This window comes from Pseudomonas sp. VA159-2 (assembly GCF_024126635.1).
Taxonomy (GTDB): Bacteria; Pseudomonadota; Gammaproteobacteria; order Pseudomonadales; family Pseudomonadaceae; genus Aquipseudomonas; species Aquipseudomonas muyukensis.
In genome coordinates this window covers 91,018-114,039 of sequence record NZ_JAMYBV010000014.1, presented here as the reverse complement: position 1 = coordinate 114,039, position 23,022 = coordinate 91,018, and the positions used below count along the sequence as shown (strand labels likewise).

The 23,022-nt window shown below is 65.2% G+C and carries 16 protein-coding genes; 9 read left to right on the top strand and 7 right to left on the bottom strand.

Going from position 1 to position 23,022, the window contains the following annotated elements; translation table 11 throughout:
- Nucleotides 1–27 precede the first annotated feature (27 nt).
- From NJG22_RS15635 to NJG22_RS15620, 4 genes are read left to right on the top strand one after another with little or no spacing between them, the layout of a single operon-like run.
- The gene (locus NJG22_RS15635; protein WP_186661216.1) at nt 28–951 is read left to right on the top strand and encodes a LysR family transcriptional regulator; all 924 of its coding nucleotides are present in this window, start codon (nt 28–30) and stop codon (nt 949–951) included.
- A 13-nt stretch (nt 952–964) separates the two neighbouring features.
- Entirely contained in the window at nt 965–1,777 is an 813-nt protein-coding gene (locus NJG22_RS15630) for an alpha/beta hydrolase (protein ID WP_253095735.1), read from the top strand.
- The gene (locus NJG22_RS15625) at nt 1,771–2,328 is read left to right on the top strand and encodes a peptidylprolyl isomerase (protein ID WP_094010027.1); all 558 of its coding nucleotides are present in this window, start codon (nt 1,771–1,773) and stop codon (nt 2,326–2,328) included. The genes NJG22_RS15630 and NJG22_RS15625 overlap by 7 nt, the downstream gene beginning before the upstream one ends.
- A 51-nt stretch (nt 2,329–2,379) precedes the next feature.
- Nucleotides 2,380–4,212, top strand: coding sequence for an ABC transporter ATP-binding protein (locus NJG22_RS15620; RefSeq protein ID WP_253095734.1), 1,833 nt, complete (start codon nt 2,380–2,382; stop codon nt 4,210–4,212).
- 155 nt (nt 4,213–4,367) lie between these two features.
- On the opposite strand, the gene NJG22_RS15615 is transcribed toward NJG22_RS15620, so the two are convergent.
- Nucleotides 4,368–5,495 carry a GNAT family N-acetyltransferase gene (locus NJG22_RS15615; RefSeq protein ID WP_253095732.1) on the bottom strand — a complete coding sequence of 376 codons (1,128 nt, stop codon included), beginning with the start codon at nt 5,493–5,495 and terminating at the stop codon, nt 4,368–4,370.
- 239 nt (nt 5,496–5,734) lie between these two features.
- Here NJG22_RS15615 and NJG22_RS15610 point away from each other — a divergent pair, with 239 nt between their 5' ends.
- On the top strand, nt 5,735–6,979 hold the full coding sequence (locus tag NJG22_RS15610; protein WP_253095730.1) for a putative porin: 1,245 nt from the start codon (nt 5,735–5,737) through the stop codon (nt 6,977–6,979).
- 211 nt (nt 6,980–7,190) lie between these two features.
- Here the strand turns inward: NJG22_RS15610 and NJG22_RS15605 are convergent, their stop codons facing one another.
- Together NJG22_RS15605 and hrpA are read right to left on the bottom strand one after the other, a co-directional pair.
- The gene (locus NJG22_RS15605; RefSeq protein WP_253095728.1) at nt 7,191–8,312 is read right to left on the bottom strand and encodes a beta-ketoacyl-ACP synthase III; all 1,122 of its coding nucleotides are present in this window, start codon (nt 8,310–8,312) and stop codon (nt 7,191–7,193) included.
- 257 nt (nt 8,313–8,569) lie between these two features.
- Nucleotides 8,570–12,475, bottom strand: coding sequence for an ATP-dependent RNA helicase HrpA (gene hrpA, locus NJG22_RS15600; RefSeq protein WP_253095726.1), 3,906 nt, complete (start codon nt 12,473–12,475; stop codon nt 8,570–8,572).
- A gap of 483 nt (nt 12,476–12,958) precedes the next feature.
- Here hrpA and NJG22_RS15595 point away from each other — a divergent pair, with 483 nt between their 5' ends.
- Both NJG22_RS15595 and NJG22_RS15590 read left to right on the top strand, forming a co-directional pair.
- The gene (locus NJG22_RS15595) at nt 12,959–14,323 is read left to right on the top strand and encodes a glutamine synthetase family protein (protein WP_253095724.1); all 1,365 of its coding nucleotides are present in this window, start codon (nt 12,959–12,961) and stop codon (nt 14,321–14,323) included.
- A 26-nt stretch (nt 14,324–14,349) separates the two neighbouring features.
- The gene (locus NJG22_RS15590; protein WP_253095722.1) at nt 14,350–15,657 is read left to right on the top strand and encodes an FAD-binding oxidoreductase; all 1,308 of its coding nucleotides are present in this window, start codon (nt 14,350–14,352) and stop codon (nt 15,655–15,657) included.
- Nucleotides 15,658–15,817: 160 nt separating this feature from the next.
- Here the strand turns inward: NJG22_RS15590 and fadD1 are convergent, their stop codons facing one another.
- Together fadD1 and fadD2 are read right to left on the bottom strand one after the other, a co-directional pair.
- Nucleotides 15,818–17,515, bottom strand: a complete 1,698-nt coding sequence (gene fadD1 / locus NJG22_RS15585) for a long-chain-fatty-acid--CoA ligase FadD1 (protein ID WP_217849207.1) — start codon at nt 17,513–17,515, stop codon at nt 15,818–15,820.
- Nucleotides 17,516–17,864: 349 nt separating this feature from the next.
- A complete protein-coding gene (fadD2, locus tag NJG22_RS15580; protein WP_253095721.1) occupies nt 17,865–19,553 on the bottom strand; it encodes a long-chain-fatty-acid--CoA ligase FadD2 in 1,689 nt (562 codons plus the stop codon).
- Between the two features lie 202 nt (nt 19,554–19,755).
- On the opposite strand from fadD2, the gene NJG22_RS15575 reads away from it, so the two are divergent.
- Both NJG22_RS15575 and NJG22_RS15570 read left to right on the top strand, forming a co-directional pair.
- Nucleotides 19,756–20,700: an alpha/beta hydrolase gene (locus tag NJG22_RS15575; protein WP_253095720.1), complete on the top strand. Its 945-nt coding sequence runs from the start codon at nt 19,756–19,758 to the stop codon at nt 20,698–20,700.
- 33 nt (nt 20,701–20,733) lie between these two features.
- The gene (locus tag NJG22_RS15570; protein WP_134693593.1) at nt 20,734–21,204 is read left to right on the top strand and encodes a MaoC family dehydratase; all 471 of its coding nucleotides are present in this window, start codon (nt 20,734–20,736) and stop codon (nt 21,202–21,204) included.
- A 167-nt stretch (nt 21,205–21,371) separates the two neighbouring features.
- Here the strand turns inward: NJG22_RS15570 and NJG22_RS15565 are convergent, their stop codons facing one another.
- Both NJG22_RS15565 and NJG22_RS15560 read right to left on the bottom strand, forming a co-directional pair.
- Nucleotides 21,372–22,610, bottom strand: a complete 1,239-nt coding sequence (locus NJG22_RS15565) for an RNA polymerase sigma factor (RefSeq protein WP_253095719.1) — start codon at nt 22,608–22,610, stop codon at nt 21,372–21,374.
- 47 nt (nt 22,611–22,657) lie between these two features.
- The gene (locus tag NJG22_RS15560) at nt 22,658–23,002 is read right to left on the bottom strand and encodes a YciI family protein (RefSeq protein ID WP_217849215.1); all 345 of its coding nucleotides are present in this window, start codon (nt 23,000–23,002) and stop codon (nt 22,658–22,660) included.
- Nucleotides 23,003–23,022 lie beyond the last annotated feature (20 nt).

Here is a 23,022-nt window from a genome sequence, read left to right as displayed (position 1 = left end):
CGCAGCTTAGGACAACAGGAGCCATAGATGAAAGCGCCGCGCGTAACCCTGGATCAGTGGCGGACCCTGCAGGCGGTGGTCGATCACGGCGGGTTCGCCCAGGCCGCCGAGGCCCTGCACCGCTCACAGTCGTCGGTGAGCTACACCGTGGCGCGCATGCAGGAGCAACTGGGCGTGCCGCTGCTGCGCATCGACGGGCGCAAGGCGGTGCTGACCGAGGCCGGCAGCGTGCTGCTGCGGCGCTCGCGGCAACTGGTCAAGCAGGCCAGCCAGCTCGAAGACCTGGCCCACCACATGGAACAGGGCTGGGAAGCCGAGGTGCGCCTGGTGGTCGACGCTGCCTACCCCAGCGCCCGCCTGGTGCGCGCCCTGAGCGCGTTCATGCCGCAGAGCCGCGGCTGCCGCGTGCGCCTGCGCGAAGAGGTGCTGTCCGGGGTCGAGGAGGTGCTGCATGAAGGCATCGCCGACCTGGCCATCAGCAGCTTCAACATCGGCGGCTACCTGGGTACCGAACTGAGCCCGGTGGAATTCATCGCCGTCGCCCACCCCGAGCATGCCCTGCACCGCATGGGCCGCGAAATTACCTTCCAGGACCTGGAAAGCCAGTTGCAGGTGGTGATCCGCGACTCCGGCCGCGCCCAGCCGCGCGACGTCGGCTGGCTGGGCGCCGAACAACGCTGGACGGTGGGCAGCCTGGGCACCGCCGCGACCTTCGTCAGCAGCGGCCTGGGCTTCGCCTGGCTGCCCCGGCACATGATCGAGCGCGAGCTGCGCGAAGGCGTGCTCAAGCCGCTGCCGCTGGATCAGGGTGGCAGCCGCCACCCACTGTTCTACCTTTACTCGAGCAAGGAAAAGACCCTGGGCCCGGCCACGCAGATCCTCATCGAATTGCTGCGCAATTTCGACACCGCGCCGCTGGACGTGCCCTTCGCCGCTCCCCCGCAAGCCTGAAAGGATCGCGCCCATGGCCTGTTTCGAACACGACGGATGCCTGCTGCATTACCAGGAACATGGCCAGGGCGAGCCCCTGGTGCTACTGCACGGGCTGGGTTCGAGCAGCCAGGACTGGGAGTTGCAGGTACCCGAGTTCAGCCGCCACTACCGGGTGATCCTGATGGACATCCGCGGCCACGGGCAATCGTCCAAGCCGCGCCGGGGCTACCAGATCAAGACCTTCAGCGAAGACCTGCTGGCCTTGCTCCAGCACCTGGGCTGCGGCCCGGTGCATTTCGTCGGGCTGTCCATGGGCGGCATGCTCGGTTTCCAGCTTGCCGTCGATCACCCCGACTGGCTGCGCAGCCTGTGCATCGTCAACAGCGCCCCAGAAGTGAAGCGCCGTACCCCGAGCGACTGGCTCTGGTGGCTCAAGCGCTGGGGCCTGGCGCGGCTGCTCAGCGTCGAGACGGTGGGCAAGGGCCTGGCCGCGCGGCTGTTTCCCAAGCCGCAGCAAGCCGAGCTACGGCGCAAGATGGCCGAGCGCTGGGCGCGCAACGACAAGCGCGCGTATCTGAAAAGCTTCGACGCCATCGTCGACTGGGGCGTGCAGGAACGCATCGGCCAGATCCACTGTCCCACGCTGGTGATCGCCGCTGATCACGATTACACACCGATACAACTCAAGGAGCGCTACGTCGCCCTGATGCCCAACGCCAGGCTGGCGGTCATCGCCGATTCGCGGCACGCTACGCCCCTGGATCAACCCGAAGTCTTCAACCGTACCCTGCTGCAGTTCCTCGCAGCCGCTTCCACCTCTCAAGGATCTTTGAGCCCATGCTGAAAAAACTTCTGCTCACCGCCTGTTCGGTCGCCTTCGCCACCAGCGTCATGGCCTCGGACAAGACCCCGCACGTGCTGCTGGACACCAGCTTCGGCCAGGTCGAGATCGAGCTGAACGCAGAAAAAGCCCCGATCAGTACCAAGAACTTCCTCCAGTACGTCGACAGCGGCTTCTACAACAACACCATCTTCCACCGCGTGATCCCAGGCTTCATGGTCCAGGGCGGCGGCTTCACCGACCAGATGGTGCAAAAGAGCACCCAGGATCCGATCCGCAACGAGGCCAGCAACGGCCTGCAGAACACCCGCGGCACCCTGTCGATGGCACGCACCTCCGACCCGAACTCGGCCACCAGCCAGTTCTTCATCAACGTCGCCGACAACGATTTCCTCAACCCGGGCCGCGACCGTGGCTACGCGGTGTTCGGCAAGGTCACCAAGGGCATGGAGGTGGTCGACCAGATCGTCAACTCGCCCACCACCGTCAAAAAAGGCATGCGCGATGTCCCGGCCGACCCGGTGTACATCAAGTCGGCCAAACGCATCGACTGACCACGCACCACACAGGGACGTGGGTCGGGTCATACAGGAGTCTTGTCACCCATGCTGTACCGTCGTTTCGAGCAATTGATCGATATTTTCCGCGAGGCGCCCAGCGAGGCGCCTCCCGGCAAGGTCTGGCCTTTCTACCTCTACTACCTGCGCCAGGTCTGGCCGAGCTTCCTCGCCCTGCTGATCGTCGGCCTGGTCGCCTCGCTGATCGAGGTGGCGCTGTTCAGCTACCTGAGCCGCATCATCGACCTGGCCCAGGGCACCCCCAACGCCAACTTCTTCAGCGAGCACAGCGGCGAGCTGATCTGGATGGTGGTGGTGGTGCTGGTTTTGCGGCCGGTATTCTTCGGCCTGCATGACCTGCTGGTGCACCAGACCATCAGCCCGGGCATGACCAGCCTGATCCGCTGGCAGAACCACACCTACGTGCTCAAGCAGAGCCTGAACTTCTTCCAGAGCGACTTCGCCGGGCGCATCGCCCAGCGCATCATGCAGACCGGCAACTCGCTGCGCGATTCGGCGGTACAGGCGGTGGATGCCTTGTGGCACGTGCTGATCTACGCCATCAGCGCGCTGGTGCTGTTCGCCGAGGCCGACTGGCGGCTGATGGTGCCGTTGCTGGTGTGGATCGCCGGCTACATCGGCGCGCTGTACTACTTCGTGCCACGGGTGAAGGAGCGTTCGGTGATTTCCTCCGACGCCCGCTCCAAGCTGATGGGGCGCATCGTCGACGGCTACACCAACATCGCCACCCTCAAGCTGTTCGCCCACACCGACTACGAGCAGCAGTATGCCCGCGAGGCGATCAGCGAACAGACCGAGAAGACCCAGCTGGCCGCGCGGGTGATCACCAGCATGGACGTGGTCATCACCTCGCTCAACGGCTTGCTGGTGGTGTGCACCACGGGCCTGGCCCTGTGGCTGTGGAGCCAGGCGTCGATCACCGTCGGCGCCATCGCCCTGGCCACCGGCCTGGTGATCCGCATCGTCAACATGTCGGGCTGGATCATGTGGGTGGTCAACGGCATCTTCGAGAACATCGGCATGGTCCAGGACGGCCTGCAGACGATTGCCCAGCCGGTCAGCGTCAGCGACAAGCCCCAGGCGCCGGTGCTCAAGGTCAGGCAGGGCGGCGTGCGCTTCGAGCACGTGGGCTTTCACTACGGCAAGGGCAGCCAGGTGATCGACGCGCTCAACCTGGACATCCGCCCGGGCGAGAAGATTGGCCTGATCGGCCCGTCCGGCGCCGGCAAGTCGACCCTGGTCAACCTGCTGCTGCGCCTGTACGACGTGCAGGCCGGGCGCATCCTCATCGATGGCCAGGACATCGCCGAGGTCAACCAGGCCAGCCTGCGCGCGCAGATCGGCATGATCACCCAGGACACCTCGCTGTTGCACCGCTCGATCCGCGACAACCTGCTGTACGGCCGCCCCGACGCCACTGACGAGGAGGTCTGGGAAGCGGTGCGCCGGGCTCGGGCCGACGAGTTCATCCCGCAATTGTCCGACGCCCAGGGGCGCAGCGGGTTCGACGCCCATGTCGGCGAGCGTGGAGTGAAGCTTTCCGGCGGCCAGCGCCAGCGCATCGCCATTGCCCGGGTGCTGCTGAAGAACGCACCGATCCTGATCATGGACGAAGCCACTTCGGCACTGGACTCGGAGGTCGAGGCAGCCATCCAGGAGAGCCTGGAAACCCTGATGCAGGGCAAGACGGTGATCGCCATCGCCCACCGCCTGTCGACCATCGCCCGCATGGACCGCTTGATCGTGCTGGACAAGGGCCACATCGTCGAGAGCGGCAGCCACGCCGAACTGCTGGCGCAGCATGGGTTGTATGCACGGTTGTGGCACCACCAGACCGGCGGGTTCGTCGGCGTCGATTGAGTTGGGCGCGGCCCCTGTGGGAGCGGCCTTGTGCCGCAAGAAGGCCGCAACGCGGCCCCGGCGGTCTTTGTGTCAACGCTGAAATCCTGGGGCTGCTACGCAGCCCTTTCGCGACACAAGGCCGCTCCTACAGGGATAGCGTGTGGCCAGACACTTCAAACCTGGCGGTACGGCAACATTTCCCGCGCCTGCTCGGCGTAGGCCATCACCCCTTCGCGTTCCTGGCGCAGGAAATCCGCGACCGCCCGACGCAACCCTGGGTGCAGCAGGTAATGCCACGAGCGCGTGATCACCGGCTCGAACCCCCGAATCAGCTTGTGTTCGCCCTGGGCCCCGGCATCGAAGCGCTGCAAGCCTTCAGCGATGGCAAAGTCCATGCCCTGGTAGAAACAGGTCTCGAAGTGCAGCCGGTCGAATTCGTCCAGGCAGCCCCAGTAGCGACCATACAAGCTGTCGCCCCCCACCAGGCTGAACGCCATCGCCACCTCCCGCCCCTGCTGCCGGGCGATCACCACGCGGATGGCCTCGGGCATGCGCTCGGCGACCAGGCTGAAGAATGCCCGGGTCAGGTACGGCGCACGCCGCCGCACCGCATAGGTGTTGGCGTAGCAGCGGTAGACGAAATCCCACTGCGCCTCGCTCAACTGTTCGCCCCGGTACCAGGCGAAGTCGATGCCCTGCCCCGCCACCTGCTCGCGCTCCTTGCGCATCTGCTTGCGCTTGCGCGAGCTGAGGCGGTCGAGAAAATCCTGGAAGTCCCGGTAGCCGGGGTTGCGCCAGTGGAACTGGCAGCCCAGGCGCTCCATCCAGCCGGGCAGAGCGCCAATGGCCTGATCCAGCACGGGGTCGGTGAAATTGATGTGCGCCCCGGACAACCCACCCTTGCCCAGATACTCCGGGATCGCCTGCAACAGCAGCAGGCCCTCGGCCGGGTCGGCGGCCAGCAGCCGCGGCCCGCTCACCGGGCTGAACGGCACGGCGCCAAGCAACTTGGGGTAGTAGGCGATGCCAGCCCGCTCGCAGGCGTCGGCCCAGCCATGATCGAACACGTACTCGCCGAACGAATGCCACTTGCGGTAGGCCGGCAGCAACGCGCGCACTTCACCGTCGCGCTCCAGCACCAGGTGCTCGGCAGCCCACCCCGTGTCGGGGGTTACGCTGGCGCTGTCCTCCATGGCCGTGAGAAAGGCATGGCGCAGAAACGGCTGGGCATCGGGCACCAGGGCATCCCAGGTGGTCGCCGGCAGGTCGCGCAGATGGGCAAGGCTGTGGAGGCTGATCACGTTTGCAACTCGCTGAAGAGAGAGTGCCAGTATTGCCAAGTCGCCGGCGACACTCAAATGACAGGCCGCTGACTTAACAACAGTGCCACTGTTTAGACATTATTCTGTCATCCACCCCCGCAATACTTGCGCCTGTTTTCCGGAACCCCAGAACCTGTCTAGTCAGGCCCTTTCCGAAGACATGCCAACTTGGGGGCGGGCGCTTGAGCCTCCCCACTTTTTCCAACAGGGAGAACCTTATGCGTCTTGTTTCTACACTTACTGGAGTGAGCCTCACCGGCATGATGCTGGCTCTGAGTACTCCGGCCAGTGCTGCTGTCGACGCCAAGCTGCTCGAAATGCTCCGCGCCAATGGCTCGATCAACCAGGCGCAGTACAACGAACTGCAGGGCGACCTGGCAAAGGAAACCAAGGAAAAGGCCGACCAGAAAGCCCAGTCCGAGCGTCTGAGCTCCTTCGAACAAAAAGTGGCATGGGCCGCCAAGACCCAGATCAAGGGTGATGTGCGCCTGCGTTACGAAGACGTCAACGTCGACAACCCCAACAGCCGCAGCGGCAACCAGGACCGCGAGCGCGTGCGCGCCCGGGTCGGCTTCTACAGCGAGATCAACCCGCAGGTCGACGCCGGTATCCGCGTGGCCACCGGCAGCAGCTCGGACGCCCGCTCGACCAACCAGAGCCTGGACAACTACTTCGACAAGAAATCGCTGTGGGTCGACCTCGCCTACCTCGACTGGCACCCGACCGCCGTGCCCAACCTGCACCTGATCGGCGGCAAGATGATGCAGCCATGGGTGAGCATGGGCGACGTCATCTGGGACAGCGACATCAACCCTGAAGGCGTGGCGGTCACCTACAAGACCAACCTGGGTGCCGCCGAGCTGTTCGGCAGCGCCGGCCACTACACCCTCAAGGACAACGTCGACGGCGACGGCGTGCAGTTCAAGCACGACGCCCAGCTGTACCACGGCCAATTGGGCACCAAGTTCAATGCCGCCGATACCGTCAAGGTCACCGTGGGCGGCAGCATCTACGGCTTCGACAACGACAAGAAGTCGGCCGTGCTGCGCAGCTTCGGCAACACCACCGACGAGTTCAACCTGGTGGAAGGCTTTGGCCAGGTGGACTTCACCGGCTTCGCCATCCCGCTGTCGGCATATGGCCAGTTCGTCAAGAACACCGAAAGCACCGACGGCGAAGACAAGGCCTGGCTGGCCGGTCTGAAAACCAAGGTCGGCGCCTGGAACCTGGACTACAACTACCGCGATGTGCAGCGCAACGCCGTGGTCAGCCTGTTCACCGACTCCGACTTCGGCGCAGGTTTCACCGGCTCGCGCGGCCACAAGTTCAAGGTGGGTTACGAGATCGACAAGAACTTCTCGCTGGGCGCGGCCTACCTGATGGCCAAGACCGACCTGTCGCAGTTGCCGAACAGCAATGCTGACGTCGACACCCTGCAGGTCGACCTGGAAGCCAAGTTCTAAGCGTTACGCTCCCTTGCTCCACGCTGAAGCGGGAAATGCCGACCCCATCCGGCATTTCCCGTTTTTTTTGTTTACCTGTCAGAAAGCCGGGGCTGCTTCGCAGCCCTTTCGCGACACAAGGCCGCTCCTACAGGCAAATGCGTTCTCCTGTAGGAGCGGCCTTGTGTCGCGAAAGGGCCGCACAGCGGCCCCGGCATTCTCGAACTGAAAATCACCGCTTGCGCAGGATCACGCTGCCGATCGAATACCCCGCGCCAAACGAGCTCAACACACCCAGCGAGCCTGTCGCCAAGTCATCCTGGTACAGGTGGAAGGCAATCACCGAACCGGCCGAACTGGTGTTGGCATAGCGATCGAGGATCACCGGCGCATCTTCCTCGGCCACTTCACGCCCCAGCAGCTTCTTGACGATCAGGTGGTTCATGCTCAGGTTGGCCTGGTGCAGCCAGAAGCGCTTGACGTCAGACGGTTGCAGGTCGTTCTCGGCCAGGTGCTGGCCAATCAGCTCGGCGACCATCGGGCAGACTTCCTTGAACACCTTGCGGCCTTCCTGCACGAACAGCTTGTCACGGGCACCGATGCCCTCTTCGGCGGCGCGGTTGAGGAAGCCGAAGTTGTTGCGGATATTGTTGGAGAACGCGGTCAGCAGCTTGGTGCTGACGATATCGAACTGATGCTGCGAAGTCGCAAGGTCGGCCCGTTCGACCAGCACGGCGGTGGCGGCATCACCAAAGATGAAGTGGCTGTCACGGTCGCGGAAGTTCAGGTGGCCGGTGCAGATCTCCGGGTTGACCACCAGCACCGAGCGCGACTGGCCCAACTGCACGCTGTTGGCGGCGGTCTGGATACCGAAGGTGGCCGACGAGCAGGCCACGTTCATGTCGAAGGCGAAGCCCTGGATGCCCAGCGCCTGCTGCACTTCGATGGCGATGGCCGGGTACGGGCGCTGCAGGTTGGAACAGGCGACGATCACCCCGTCGACATCGGCGGCGGTGCGACCGGCACGCTCCAGGGCCTGGCGGGCAGCGGCCACGCCCATCTCGCAGAGGATCGATTGCTCGTCGTTGCTGCGCTCGGGCAAGCGCGGCTTCATGCGTTGCGGGTCGAGAATGCCAGCCTTGTCCATGACGAAGCGGCTCTTGATGCCCGAGGCCTTTTCGATGAAGGCGGCGTCGGACAGCGGCGCCGCCTCGACCTCGCCACGTTCGATGGCGGCGGCGTTGTCACGGTTGAAACGCTGTGCCCAGGCGTTGAAGGATTCCACCAGTTCTTCGTTGGAAATGCTCTGGGCCGGGGTGTACAGGCCGGTGCCGCTGATCACGACGTTGTGCACGGTCGTTCCTCTGGTCTGGGGCCGGCGCCGGACGGGCGCAGGCCAAAAATTGGGGTTCGATACTGGCACCTTGGTACCAGTTTGCAATCGTAATAATCCGTATTGGCGAGGGCTTTGCCCTCGATCGCGGGTAAACCCGCTCCTACAGGACCACCACCGACTTCAGAATCGGCGATAAACCTGTAGGAGCTGGCTTGCCAGCGAATGGGCCGCCATGCGGCCGCAACTTCCTGCAAGTGTGCCACAAATCAGCGAGGTTAGGCTTCCACCAGACTCCACTGCTTGCTCAGTCGCTTGTCGGAAATCGGCACCTTGGTACCCAACTGCTGGGCAAACAACGACACCCGGTATTCCTCCAGCAGCCAGCGGTACAGGGTCAACTGCTCGTCGCGCTTGCCTTCCTGGGCATGCTTGTCGGCGCGGGCCTGGTACTGGGCCCAGCAATTGGCCAGTTCGCCGCTCCACACCCGGTCCTTCTGCACCTGCGAACCCAGTTTTTCCAGGCGCAGCTCCACCGCCTTGAGATAACGCGGCAGTTCCTTGAACCAGGCACTTGGTGTCTCGCGCACGAAGCCGGGGTACACCAGGTTGGCCAGCTGCTGCTTGATGTCGTTGAGCGCCACCGCCTGGGCCAGGTCGATCTTGCCCTTGAAGCGCTTTTGCAGGCCATGCCACAGCTTCAGCACCTCCAGGGTCTGGCGGGCCAGGCGTTCGGCGTGCTCGGTCCAGTTGCCGCGCTTGCGCTCGGCCAGCGAGGCCAGGCCCGCGCCATCACGCGGCAGTGGGTCTTCGCCTTCCAGCACACAGCTGTCAAGGCTGGCCAGGAGAATATCCTCGACCAACGCCTCGACCCGTCCCAGTTCACGGTACAGCAGCCCCAGCTCGGTCAGCCCCGGCAGCTTGCCGCGCAGGAACTTGGCCGGCTCCGCCAACTGCTGCAGCAACAAGCGTTGCAAGGCGCGACGGTGCTGGAACTCGGCTTCGGCCTGGGTCGAGAAGCGCCCCTCGCGCACCGTGCCATTGTCCTCGACCAGTGCCGGGTAAACCGTCATCGACAACCCGGCGATCTTCTGCTGCGCGGTCTGCGCCACCTGCGCGAAAGCCTTGGCCTGTACCGGCTGTTCGGCCTTGTCGCTGCGCGGCAGGGCCAGCGCGGCCTGGCTGGCGGCGGCAAAGCGCGCGGTCAGCTCGGCCAGGTCGCGGCCTTCGCCGAGGAACTTGCCCTGGGCATCGACCACTTCGATGTTCATGCGCAGATGGCCTTCCACCAACCCGGCAGCTTCCGCCCAGGCCTCATCGGACACCCGCGCGCCGGTCATGCGCAGCAGCTCCTGGCCCAATGCTTGCGGCAGCCCGCCCTGGCCGAAGCTCATGCGCGCCAGCGCCGCCTTGACGAAGTCCGGCACCGGCACGAAGTTCTTGCGCAGGGCCTTGGGCAGGTTGCGCACCAGGGCGATGCACTTGGCCTCCAGCAAGCCTGGCACCAGCCATTCCAGGCGCTCGCCCGGCAGGTTCGGCAACAGCGGCGCCGGCACCCGCACGGTCACGCCGTCACGCGGGTGGTTGGGCTCGAAGTGGTAGCTCAGCGACAAACGCAGCTCGCCCACCTGCAGGTGGTCTGGGTACTGCGCGGCGGTGACCTCGCTGGCCTCGCGGGCGAGCACGTCCTCTTCGCGCATGATCAGCAGGTTCGGATCCTTCTGGCTGTTCATCCGGTACCAGCTGTCGAAGGTCGCGGTCTGGTGGATCTCTTCGGGCAGGCGCGCCTCATAGAAGGCGTACAGCGTCTCCTCGTCGGCAAGAATGTCGCGCCGGCGGGCCTTGGCCTCCAGCGCGTCGAGCTGCTCGAGCAGGCGCTTGTTGGCCGCCAGGCACTTGGCCCGCGACTGGATTTCGCCGCCGACCAGGCCCTCGCGGATGAACAACTCGCGCGAGGTGACCGGGTCGATCGGGCCGAAATGCACCGGGCGCCGGCCGACCAGGATCAGCCCGTACAGGGTGATCTGCTCGTAGGCCACCACCTGGCCGCGTTTTTTCTCCCAGTGCGGCTCGAAGTGGTTCTTCTTGATCAGGTGGCTGGCCAGCGGCTCGATCCAGTCCGGCTCGATCTTGGCCACCACGCGCGCGTACAGCTTGGTAGTTTCCACCAGCTCCGCGGCCATCACCCACTGCGGGCGCTTGCGGCCGATGCCCGAGGACGGGTGAATCCAGAAACGCCGCTGGCGCGCGCCCTGGTAGTCGCCTTCCTCGGTCTTCTGGCCAATCTGGCTGAGCAGGCCGCTGAGGATGGCCTTGTGCAGCGGTTGGTAGGTGCACGGCTCCTTGTTCACCGCCAACTGCAGGTCGCGGCAGATCAGCGCCAACTGGCGATGGGCGTCGCGCCACTCGCGCAGGCGCAGGTAGTTGAGGAAGTTCTTGCGGCACCAGTTGCGCAGCGGGTTGGCGGTCAGCGCCTGGCGCTGCTCCTCGAAGCCGCGCCACAGGTTGACCAGTGCGGCGAAGTCGGAATCGACGTCCTTCCACTGCGCATGGGCCTGGTCGGCGGCCTGCTGGCGCTCCGGCGGGCGCTCGCGCGGATCCTGCACCGACAGCGCGCTGGCGACGACCAGCACCTCCTGCAAGCTGCCCTGGCGGGCGCCTTCAAGCAGCATGCGGCCCAGCCGCGGGTCGATCGGCAGGCGCGCCAGCTGGCGCCCCAGCGGGGTCAGCTGGTTCTCGCGATTGACCGCCGAAAGCTCCTGCAACAGGTTGAAACCGTCGCTGATGGCCTTGCCATCCGGCGGCTCGATGAACGGGAAGGCGTCGATCGCGCCCAGGCGCAGGTGCAGCATCTGCAGGATCACCGCGGCCAGGTTGGTGCGCAGGATCTCCGGGTCGGTGAACGCCGGCCGACCGTTGAAGTCTTCCTCGCTGTACAGGCGAATGCAGATGCCCGGCTCGACCCGGCCGCAGCGGCCCTTGCGCTGGTTGGCGCTGGCCTGGGACACCGCCTCGATGGGCAGGCGCTGGACCTTGGCGCGGTAGCTGTAGCGGCTGATGCGCGCGGTGCCGCTGTCGATCACGTAGCGAATGCCCGGCACGGTCAGCGAGGTTTCCGCAACGTTGGTCGCCAGCACCACGCGTCGCCCGCTGTGGGACTGGAAAATCTTCTGCTGCTCGGCCGGCGACAACCGCGCATACAGCGGCAGGATCTCGGTGTGGCGCAACTGCGCCTTGCGCAGGATCTCGGCGGCATCGCGGATCTCGCGCTCGCCGGGCAGGAACACCAGCACATCGCCCGGGCCCTTGCCCTGGCTGCGTTCGTGCTGGGCGATCTCGTCGAGGCTGGCGAGGATCGCCTGGTCGACCGAGAGGTCCTCCTCGAGCTGGTTGCCCTCCTCGTCCTGCTCGCTGGTCAGCGGCCGATACCAGGTGTCCACCGGGTAGGTACGGCCGGACACCTCGATGATCGGCGCACCGTCGAAGTGCTGGGAAAAACGCTCCAAGTCGATGGTCGCCGAGGTGATGATCAGCTTGAGATCCGGGCGACGGTGCAGCAGGGTCTTGAGGTAGCCGAGCAGGAAATCGATGTTCAGGCTGCGCTCGTGGGCTTCGTCGACGATGATCGTGTCGTAGCGCTCGAGAAAGCGGTCGTGCTGGGTCTCGGCCAGCAGGATGCCGTCGGTCATCAGCTTGACCAGGGTGTTCGAGTCGCTCTGGTCCTCGAAACGCACCTGATAGCCGACCAGCGCGCCCAGCGGCGTGCCCAGCTCTTCGGCGACCCGCGCCGCGACGCTGCGCGCGGCGATCCGCCGGGGCTGGGTATGGGCGATCAGGCCATGACTGCCGCGGCCCAGCTCCAGGCAGATCTTCGGCAGCTGGGTGGTCTTGCCCGAACCGGTTTCGCCAGCGATCACCAGCACCTGGTGTTCGGCCAGGGCCTTCTTGATCTCGTCGCGCTTGGCGGCGATCGGCAAGCTGTCGTCGTAGCGGATGTGCGGCACGCTCTGCTGGCGTGCGGTCACCTGGGCACAGGACGCCTGGACCCTCTCGACCCACTGTGCAAGCTTGCCCTCGTCGGGGCGCTTGCGCAGCTCGTGCAGTTGTCGGCGCAACCGGTGACGGTCGGCGATCATGGCGTGGTCGAGGTTGTTCAGCAGTTGTTCGATGGCGTGGTCTGTCATGGGGCTTTTTAATGATGCAGGCGAGTGCTGCTTTTTCATGATCGGCAGGCGTAAGAAGCAGGATTGTCGCAGATTTGCGAAGTTGATGCTGCCTGTGCCCGCCGTTCAGCGGCGGGCAGCGTCCCAAGCGCCTGCGAAGCGGCGGGCAAGCCTTGCCAATGTTTAGCGCTCACCGGAATGAACGTCGCCATTCACTGATTTAATCAACCTTACCGACCATGTGAGTATCGAGCGATGCTTGCCGACACGATGATCGCCCGCCCGCTGCCCCAACCTTCGCTGCCGAAGGCCAGGGTCCGTGCCGGCGAAAATCCGCTGGTGCACATCATTCTTGCCTTCTGGGCCCTGTGGCATTGCCGCCATGCGCGCCCACCGGACACTTCGCTCACGCCCCCCTGACCCGACCCGGCCCTCATCGGCCGATTGTCTCAGCCTGACCGCTCGCCTGCGCGGCGGTCCTGCGTGTCCTAGAGCGAATCCACCATGCACTTTGCCCCTGCCGAGCACGCCAGGCGTTTCCTGGCCGACAACCCCGATATCGAACTGATCGAACTGTTCATCCTCGACGCCAACGGCGTGCCCCGCGGCAAGCTGCTGCACCGCGAGGAACTGCTGGCGGTGTTCGAAAGCGGCCGCCCGCTACCCAGCACCATCCTCGGCCTGACCCTCAATGGCGACGATGTCGAAGACTCCGGCCTGGTCTGGGACGTCGGCGACATCGACTGCCGCGCCTACCCGCTGGATGGCAGCCTGGTGCGCCTGCCCTGGCGCCGGGTGCCGACCGCCGCCGTGCAGGTCAGCATGCACCCCCGCGAAGGCCTGCCGGCCAGCGTGGCGGACCCGCGCCATGTGCTGCTGAAGGTCATCGACGCGCTCAAGGCCGACGGCTACCACCCGGTAATGGCCTGCGAGCTGGAGTTCTACCTGCTCGACCAGCAGCGCGATGCCCAAGGTCGGCCACAGCCGGCGCTGGACAGCGACGGTGGACGGCCGCGCGGGACCCAGGTGTATGGCCTGCGCGAGCTGGAGCAGATCGAACCCTTCCTCGCCGACCTCTATGCTGCCTGCAAGGCCCAGGGCATTCCGGCGCGCACGGCGATCTCCGAGTACGCGCCCGGCCAGGTGGAGATCACCCTGGAGCACGGTGACGCGCTGCAGGCCATGGACCAGGCTGTGCGCTACAAGCGCCTGGTCAAGGGCATTGCCAATGCCCATGGCATGCAGGCCTGCTTCATGGCCAAGCCATTCGCCCAACTGGCCGGCACCGGCATGCATATGCACCTGAGCCTGGCCGATGCCGCCGGCAACAACCTGTTCGCCAGCCAGGACAAGGCCGGTACCCCGCTGTTGCGCCAGGCGGTGGCGGGCATGCTGCGCCACCTGCGTGAATCGCTGTTGCTGTTCTGCCCAAACGCCAACTCGTACCGCCGCTTCCAGGCCAACAGCTATGCACCACTGGCACCGACCTGGGGCGTGGACAACCGCACCGTCAGCCTGCGGGTGCCCGGTGGCCCGGCGGCCAGCCGCCATGTCGAACACCGCATCTGCGGCGCCGATGCCAACCCCTACCTGGCCGCCGCCGCGCTCCTCGCCGCCGCGCACCAGGGCATCGGCGAACAGCTCGATCCCGGCGCGCCGGTCGAAGGCAACGGCTATGCCCAGGCCAGCGAGTACCTGCCCAGCGACTGGCTGACCGCCCTGCAGGCCCTGGAGCAATCGACCTGGGCCCGGGAGGCGCTGGGCGAGGCCTTCCTCGGTGTGTACCTGAAGGTCAAGCGCGCCGAGCACCGCCAGTTCATGGCCGAGGTCGGCGAACAGGACTGGCGCTGGTACCTGCACCAGGCCTGAACCCCGAATCACGACAAGGAACACCCATGAACGCAGCAGTGAACAACGGGCCGGCCCAGCGCGCGCCTTCCTACTACAGCGCCTCCCTCAACGACACCACCGAATACCCCACACTCAAGGGCACGGTGCAGGTGGACGTGGCGATCATCGGCGGCGGTTTTACCGGCGTGGCCACTGCGGTGGAGCTGGCCGAGCGTGGCCTGAAGGTGGCCATCGTCGAGACCAACCGCATCGGCTGGGGCGCCAGCGGGCGCAACGGTGGCCAGGTCACCGGCAGCCTGTCGGGCGACGAGGCCATGCGCACGCAGATGCGCGACCGCCTGGGCGCCGAGGTGGACGACTTCATCTGGCACCTGCGCTGGCGCGGCCACCAGATCATCGAGCAGCGCGTCGAGCGCTACGGTATCCAGTGCGACCTCAAGCACGGCCACCTGCACGCGGCGATGAAACCGTCGCACATGACCGAACTGCGCGCCTTCGAGGCCGAAGCCCAGCGCCGCGGCATGGGCGAGCTGGTGCAGTTGCTCGACCGCGACGCCATGCAGCAGCACCTGCACAGCCCGCTGTACCTGGGCGCGTTGAAGAACCGCCGCAACCTGCACCTGCATCCGCTCAACCTGTGCCTGGGCGAGGCCCGCGCCGCCCATGACCTCGGCGCGCTGGTGTTCGAGAATTCCGAAGTGCTGGAGATCGTCCACGGCCCGCGCCCGGCGGTGGTCACCGCCCAGGGGCGGATCGAGGCGCGCCAGGTAATGTTGGCCGGCGACGTCTACCACAAGCTGGAAAAGCGCCAGCTCAAGGGCAAGATCTTCCCGGCCATGGGCGGCATTGTCACCACCGCGCCGCTGGGCGAGCTGGCTGAACAGATCAACCCACAGGACCTGGCGGTGTACGACTGCCGTTTCGTCCTCGACTACTACCGCCTTACAGCCGACAAGCGCCTGCTGTTCGGCGGCGGCGCCAACTACTCCGGGCGCGACTCGCGGGACATCGAAGGCGAGCTGCGCCCGTGCATCGAACGCACCTTCCCGGTGCTCAAGGGCGTGCCGATCGAGTTCCAGTGGAGCTGCGCCATGGGCATCGTGGTCAACCGCATTCCGCAACTGGGCAAGCTGTCGGACAACGTCTGGTACTGCCAGGGGTATTCCGGGCATGGCATCGCCACCAGCCATATCATGGGCGAGATCATGGCCGAGGCGTTGACCGGTACGCTGGAGAAGTTCGACACCTTCGCGGCGTGCAAGCACATCAAGGTGCCGATGGGGGACTTGCTGGGCAACCCGCTGCTGGCGGCGGGGATGTGGTACTACCAGATGCTCGAGAAATTGCGCTGAGTCTTAACCCTGCACAACCTCTCTGTGGGAGCGGCCTTGCGTCGTGAAAGGGGCGCGAAGCCCCCCCATCGATTGACGCGTTATCGCTGATATCCTGGGGCCGCTTCGCGACCGTTTCGCGACGCAAGGCCGCCCCCACAACGATCGCGCAGGCTGCGGATCAGGCGATCTTCTTCAGGCCCTGCTTCTTCAGCTCTTCGTCACGCAATTCGCGACGCAGGATCTTGCCGACGTTGGTGGTCGGCAGGGCATCGCGGAACTCGATGGCCTTCGGCACCTTGTAGCCGGTGACGTTGGCGCGCATGTGCTCCATCACCTGCTCCTTGGTCAGGGTCATGCCCGGCTTGACCACGATGAACACCTTGATCACCTCGCCGGACTTCTCGTCGGGAATACCGATGGCCGCGCATTGCAGCACGCCCGGCAGGGCCGCGAGCACGTCTTCGAGCTCGTTGGGGTACACGTTGAAGCCCGAGACCAGGATCATGTCCTTCTTGCGGTCGACGATGCGCATGTAGCCGTCCGGCTGGATCAGGGCGATATCGCCGGTCTTCAGCCAACCCTCGCTGTCGATGATCTCGGCGGTCGCTTCATCACGCTGCCAATAACCCTTCATCACCTGCGGGCCCTTCACGCACAGCTCACCGACCTCGCCCAGGGGCAGTTCCTGGCCGTTGTCGTCGATGACCTTGCACAGGGTGGACGGCACCGGAATGCCGATGGTGCCGACCTGGTTGGCCTCGCTCGGGTTCACCGCCGCCACCGGGCTGGTCTCGGTCATGCCGTAGCCTTCGCAGATGGCGCAGCCGGTGACGGCCTTCCAACGCTCGGCCACGCTCAACTGCAGGGCCATGCCACCGGACAGGGTGATCTTCAGCGAGGAGAAGTCGAGGTTGCGGAACCCTTCGTTGTTGCACAAGGCCACGAACAGGGTGTTCAGGCCGACAAAGCCGCTGAACTTCCACTTGCCCAGTTCCTTGACCATGGCCGGCAAGTCGCGCGGGTTGCTGATCAGCACGTTGTGGTTGCCGATCAGCATCATGGCCATGCAATGGAAGGTGAAGGCATAGATGTGGTACAGCGGCAGCGGGGTGATCAGGATCTCGCAACCTTCGTGCAGGTTGGCCCCCATCAGCGCGCGGCACTGCAGCATGTTGGCCACCAGGTTGCGGTGGGTCAGCATGGCGCCCTTGGCCACCCCGGTGGTGCCGCCGGTGTACTGCAGCACGGCAACATCGTTGGGCTGCGGATTGGCCTCGGTGACCGCCCCGCCCTTGCCCAGCGCCAGCGCGTCGTTGAAACGCACGGCCTGCGGCAGGTTGTAGGCCGGGACCATTTTCTTCACGTACTTGATCACGCTGTTGATCAACAGGCGCTTGAGTGGTGGCAACAGGTCGGCCACTTCGGTGACAATGACGTGTTTGACCTGGGTCTTGGGCACGACCTTTTCCGCCAGGTGCGCCATGTTGGCCAGGCACACCAGGGCCTTGGCCCCGGAGTCGTTGAACTGGTGCTCAAGCTCGCGGGCGGTGTACAGCGGGTTGGTGTTGACCACGATCAGCCCGGCACGCATGGCGCCGAACACGGCGACCGGGTACTGCAGGACGTTGGGCAGTTGCACGGCGATGCGATCGCCAGGCTTGAGGTCGGTGTGCTGTTGCAGCCAGGCGGCGAAGGCGCCGGACAGGGCATACAGCTCGCCGTAGGTGATGGTCTTGCCCAGGTTGCTAAAGGCCGGTTTGTCGGCAAAGCGTTGGCAGGATTGCTTGAGCACCGCCTGGATATTGGGGAATTCGTCAGGATTGATTTCCGCCGTAATTCCGGCTGGGTACTTATCCTTCCAAAAATGTTCGATCATGGAAGCCCGCTCCTTCAGCAACAGCGAATTCGGTACGCGTCGATGCGCTTATTATTGATATGGGATGACGGTTCATTGCAAACCGGATCATCTGAAAGCGCGCCGAGAGTAACAGCTTTGCCAGGGGTCGCCTAGAGGCCAAAGCGGCCCGCATGGTCACAAAAATGACTCAAAGAAACCTTCAGGTCATTTTTAGAGTATTTGTACAAAATGTCGCGAATTCGCCTGAAAACCTCGTGCTAGAGCCATCTGCCTTAACTATGAGAGCGGGCTTGCCAGGCGATACTTCCCTCGCACCGCAAGTCCGCTCCCACACCCCCCTCCACAAGTGCTCATCGGCCTTGCGGCCTCAGGCGATATCCCGCAGCTCGCGCCTAAGGATCTTGCCCACCGGGGTCATCGGCAGCGAGTCGCGCAGCACGATGTGCTTGGGCACCTTGTAGCCGGTGAAGTTGGCCTTGCAGAAGGCCTTGAGCTCTTCGACGCTCACCCCGCCGGCACGCGGCACCACGAACAGTTTCACCGCTTCGCCGGTGCGCTCGTCCGGCACGCCGATGACCGCGCAGCTGGCCACCTGTGGGTGACTCATCAGGACATCCTCGATCTCGTTGGGGTACACGTTGAAACCCGAGACGATGATCATGTCCTTCTTGCGATCGACGATGCGGGTGAAGCCATCCGCCTCGATCACCGCGATATCGCCGGTCTTGAACCAGCCTTCGGCGTCCAGCGCCTGGGCGCTGGCCTCGGGCTGGCGCCAGTACCCCTTCATCACCTGCGGGCCCTGGATGCACAGTTCGCCACGCTCGCCCAAGGGTTGTTCGTTGCCCTCGTCGTCGATCACCTTGAACGCGGTGCCCGGTACCGGGATACCCACAGTGCCCAGACGCGCCAGCTGGCCATAGGGGTTGCTGCTGGCCACCGGCGAGGTCTCGGTAAGCCCGTAGCCTTCGACGATGCGACAGCCCGTGAGCGCCTCCCAGCGCTCGGCGGTGGCCTTGACCAGCGCGGTGCCACCGGAGTTGGTGACCTTGAGCGCCGAGAAATCCAGCGACTTGAAGCCGGGGTGGTCCATCAGCGCGACGAACAGCGTGTTCAAGCCCAACAGCGCCGAGAAGCGCCACTTGCCCAGCTCCTTGATGAAGCCCGGGATATCCCGCGGGTTGGTGATCAGCACGTTGTGGTTGCCGGTGACCATCATGCACATGCAATTGGCGGTGAAGGCATAGATGTGGTACAGCGGCAACGGCGCGATCATCACCTCCTGCCCTTCCTTGATCAGTGGCTGGCCATCCGGCCCGTGCTGGCCGAAACAGGCCAGCACCTGGAGCATGTTGGCCACCAGGTTGCCGTGGCTGAGCATGGCGCCCTTGGCCAGGCCCGTGGTGCCGCCGGTGTATTGCAACACGGCGACGTCATCGAGCACCTGCGGCACCGGTTTGTGCAGCAACCCGCGCCCCTGGCGCAGCACCTGTTTGAACGACACGGCCTGGGGCAACTGGTAGGCGGGCACCATCTTCTTCAGCTTGTCGACCACGGTGTTGACCAGCCAGCCCTTGGCCGCCGGCAGCAGATCGCCCATCTTCGCCTCGATCAGGTACTCGATGGCGGTGTCCGCCAGCACCTCCTGGACCCGCTTGCCGAACATGTTGAGGAACACCAGGGCACGGGCGCCGGAGTCCTGGAACTGGTGGCGCATCTCGCGCTCGGTGTACAGCGGGTTGGTGTTGACCACCACCAGCCCGGCACGCATGGCGCCGAACACGGCAATGGGGTATTGCAGGACATTGGGCATCTGCACGGCGATGCGGTCGCCCGGCTGCAGGTCGGTGTGCTGCTGCAACCAGGCGGCGAAGGCTGCCGAATGACGCTCAAGCTCGGCGTAGCTGAGGGTGACGCCCAGGTTGCTGAACGCCGGGCGGTCGGCGAAGCGCTTGCAGGAGCGCTCGAAGACATCGACGACCGAGGTGTAGGCATTCATGTCAATGGTCGAAGGCACGCCCGCCGGGCGCTTGTCATTCCAGAAATCGGCTTGCATTTATTGTTGTTCCTCTGCCGGGACCGTCCCTGACCTGGTTGCCTGATGGCAAAAAGGCGTTCAGCCGACGTTAGCAGCAATGCCGAAGGTGGCAAATACGCCAAGTGCCGCCATTAACATTGTGAATCTCTTTTCTGCCCTTCCTGCAATCGGCCGCTTTGCGCATACACTGTTGACCACCCCCAGCGCGCAAGGACCCGCCATGCCCCATGACGCCTTCTGGCTGCCCGCCAGCGAGCATTGCAGCCTGTACGTGCACCAATGGCTGCCGACCACGCCGGTCAAGGCCGTGGTGCTGCTGGCCCACGGCATGGCCGAGCATGCCGGGCGCTACCAGCGCCTGGGCCTGGCGCTCAATGCCGCAGGTTTCGCCCTGCTCGCCCCTGACCTGCGCGGCCATGGCCGCACCGCCGAGCTGGGCAACCTGGGCCTGTTCGCCCGACACAATGGCTGGAATGCCGTGGTCAACGATCTGGGGCTGCTGGCCCAGCACAGCGGCCAGCAGTTTCCCGGCACGCCGCTGTTCCTGCTCGGCCACAGCATGGGTAGCTACATCGCCCAGGCCTACCTGCTGCACCACAGCGCCAGCCTGCAGGGGGCGATCCTCAGCGGCTCGAACTTCCAGCCGGCAACGCTGTACCGCGCCGCGCGCCTGATCGCCCGGCTCGAGGCCTGGCGCCAGGGCCCGCTGGGCAAGAGCGCGCTGATCGACTGGCTGTCGTTCGGTTCGTTCAACAAGGCGTTCAAGCCCAACCGCACCGCGTTCGACTGGCTCAGCCGCGATGAGGCCGAGGTGGACAAGTACATCGCCGACCCGCTGTGCGGCTTTCGTTGCAGCAACCAGCTATGGCTCGATCTCCTGCAAGGCCTGGCGCAGATCAGCCAGGCGCGGCAGCTGGCGCAGATCGATCCGAACCTGCCGATGCTGGTGATGGGCGGCGAATGTGATCCGGTGAGTGCCGGCAAGCGTCTCACCCGTCTGGCCGACGCCCTGCGCGCGACCGGCAACTGTCATGTACAGTTGCGCCTTTACCCCGGTGCACGGCACGAAGTGCTCAACGAAACCCATCGCGACGAGGTCTGCGCCGATATCATCGGCTGGCTGGAGCAGGCGCTGGCCCTTGGCCGCCCTGCCCGCAGCGAATGATAGCCGCCCTCGCCGCCCCACAAGGAAGCCCTGATGACCCAGGTCAGCAACACGCCTTACGAAGCCCTCGAAGTCGGCCAGAAAGCCGAGTACAAGAAGTCCGTGCAAGAGCGTGACATCCAGCTGTTCGCCGCCATGTCCGGTGACCACAACCCGGTGCACCTGGACGCCGAGTTCGCCGCCAAGAGCATGTTCAAGGAGCGCATCGCCCACGGCATGTTCAGCGGCGCGCTGATCAGCGCCGCGGTGGCCTGCACCCTGCCTGGCCCTGGCACCATCTACCTGGGCCAGCAGATGAGCTTCCAGAAGCCGGTGAAGATCGGCGACACCCTGACCGTGCGCCTGGAAATCCTCGAGAAGCTGCCCAAGTTCAAGGTGCGGATCGCCACCAACGTGTACAACCAGAACGACGAGCTGGTGGTGGCTGGCGAGGCTGAAATCCTCGCGCCGCGCAAGCAGCAGACCGTCGAGCTGGTCAGCCCGCCGGCGTTCGTCGCCAGCTGAAAGCACAGCGGCTCACACGGTCACTGTAGGAGCGGCCTGGTGTCGCGAAAGGGCCGCAAAGCGGCCCCGGCGCTCTTTGCATCAACACTGAATCGGGTCGCTACGCAGCCCTTTCCGACCGGTCCGACGCCTCGGCAAGGCCGCTCCTACAGATTACCGGTAGGCGCTCACCCCAGCTCGCGCAAGCGTCGCTCGATATGCCGGCGCTCCGGCCCCTGGCGGGTCAGCGCCAGCGCCTGCTGCCAGGCGGCGCGGGCCTGCTCAAGGTTGCCCAACTGCCGATGCAGCTCGGCCCGCGCGGCATGCGCCAGGTGATAGTCGCCCAGTTCCCCCCGCGCGAGGATCGCCTCGACCGCCTGTAGCCCCGCCTGCGCGCCATCGCGCCTGGCCAACGCCGCCGCCCGGTTCAGCTCCACCACCGGCGACGGCCAGTGCCGTTGCAGCACCTCGTACAAACCGACGATCTCGTGCCAATCGGTCGCCTCGGCACTGGGCGCCTCGGCATGCACCGCAGCGATTGCCGCCTGCAAGCTGTAGGGGCCGATCTGGGGACTGCGCAGCGCCTGCTGCAGCAACTGGCAACCCTCGTCGATCTGCGCCCGGTCCCACAACCGGCGATCCTGCTCGTCGAGCAGCACCAGCTCGCCACTTGCGTCGCTGCGGGCCTGTTGCCGCGAAGCCTGCAACAGCATCAGCGCCAATAGCCCGAGCACCTCGGCATCGGGCAGCAGCTGCGCCACTAGCCGGCCCAGGCGAATGGCCTCGTCCATCAGTTCGCCGGTGGTCACAGCATCGCCCGAGGACGCTGAGTAGCCTTCGTTGAACACTAGGTAGATCACCCGCAGTACCGTCTCCAGGCGCTCGGGCAGCTCGGCCCGCTCGGGCACCTGGTAGGGAATCTTCGCCTCGCGGATCTTGGCCTTGGCGCGCACGATGCGCTGGGCGATGGTTGCCGGGCTCTGCAGGAAGGCGTGGGCGATCTGCTCGGTGGTCAGGTCGCACACCTCGCGCAGGGTCAATGGCACCTGCGCGTCCGCGGCCAGCGCCGGGTGACAGCAGGTGAAGATCAGCCGCAGGCGATCGTCGGCCAGCAGTTGCGCATCGCCCGGATCCTGCGCCTGGCCCTCGAGCAGCATGATCAGATCGGCCTGGGAGCGGTCGAAGCGCGCCCGCCGGCGCAAGGCGTCGATGGCCTTGAAGCGGCCGGCAGAGACCAGCCAGGCCCGCGGGTTGTCCGGGATGCCGTCGCGCTGCCAGCGCTCGACGGCAATGAAGAAAGCATCGTGCATGGCCTCCTCGGCCAGGTCGAAGTCCCCCAAAAGCCGAATCAGGGTCGCGAGGATGCGCCGGGAGTCACGACGGTAAACCGCCTCGACCTCCAGACGCACCCGCCTTTCAGCGCCCATCGGATGGGCATTCCCTGCTGCGTCATGCGGGTGGTCCTCGCTCCCGTTCAGGGTTGCAGTTCACGTACCGGCCGTACCTCGACGCTGCCGACCCGCGCCGCCGGGATGCCCTTGGCGATGTTCAGCGCTTCGTTGAGGTCGCGGGCATCGACCAGGTAGAAACCGGCCAGCTGCTCCTTGGTTTCGGCGAATGGGCCGTCGGTCAGGCTCATGCGCCCGGCACGCACGCGTACCGTGGTGGCGGTCTGCACCGGCTTGAGCGCCTCGGCGGCGAGCATGCGTCCAGAGCCGTGGATGGACTCGGCATAGGCCATGCACTCGGCGTCTTCTGGGCTGTCGGGCAAGCTGTGCAGCAGCGCTTCGTCACAATAGACCAGGCACAGGTATTTCATGATCGTCTCCGGCAGGTCGG

Coding starts and splice junctions, on each gene's coding strand:
- NJG22_RS15635 (WP_186661216.1), top strand. CDS start 28: ATGAAAGCGCCGCGCGTAACCCTGGATCAGTGGCGGACCCTGCAGGCG.
- NJG22_RS15630 (WP_253095735.1), top strand. CDS start 965: ATGGCCTGTTTCGAACACGACGGATGCCTGCTGCATTACCAGGAACAT.
- NJG22_RS15625 (WP_094010027.1), top strand. CDS start 1,771: ATGCTGAAAAAACTTCTGCTCACCGCCTGTTCGGTCGCCTTCGCCACC.
- NJG22_RS15620 (WP_253095734.1), top strand. CDS start 2,380: ATGCTGTACCGTCGTTTCGAGCAATTGATCGATATTTTCCGCGAGGCG.
- NJG22_RS15610 (WP_253095730.1), top strand. CDS start 5,735: ATGCGTCTTGTTTCTACACTTACTGGAGTGAGCCTCACCGGCATGATG.
- hrpA (WP_253095726.1), bottom strand. CDS start 12,475: ATGACAGACCACGCCATCGAACAACTGCTGAACAACCTCGACCACGCC.
- NJG22_RS15595 (WP_253095724.1), top strand. CDS start 12,959: ATGCACTTTGCCCCTGCCGAGCACGCCAGGCGTTTCCTGGCCGACAAC.
- NJG22_RS15590 (WP_253095722.1), top strand. CDS start 14,350: ATGAACGCAGCAGTGAACAACGGGCCGGCCCAGCGCGCGCCTTCCTAC.
- fadD1 (WP_217849207.1), bottom strand. CDS start 17,515: ATGATCGAACATTTTTGGAAGGATAAGTACCCAGCCGGAATTACGGCG.
- fadD2 (WP_253095721.1), bottom strand. CDS start 19,553: ATGCAAGCCGATTTCTGGAATGACAAGCGCCCGGCGGGCGTGCCTTCG.
- NJG22_RS15575 (WP_253095720.1), top strand. CDS start 19,756: ATGCCCCATGACGCCTTCTGGCTGCCCGCCAGCGAGCATTGCAGCCTG.
- NJG22_RS15570 (WP_134693593.1), top strand. CDS start 20,734: ATGACCCAGGTCAGCAACACGCCTTACGAAGCCCTCGAAGTCGGCCAG.
- NJG22_RS15565 (WP_253095719.1), bottom strand. CDS start 22,610: ATGGGCGCTGAAAGGCGGGTGCGTCTGGAGGTCGAGGCGGTTTACCGT.
- NJG22_RS15560 (WP_217849215.1), bottom strand. CDS start 23,002: ATGAAATACCTGTGCCTGGTCTATTGTGACGAAGCGCTGCTGCACAGC.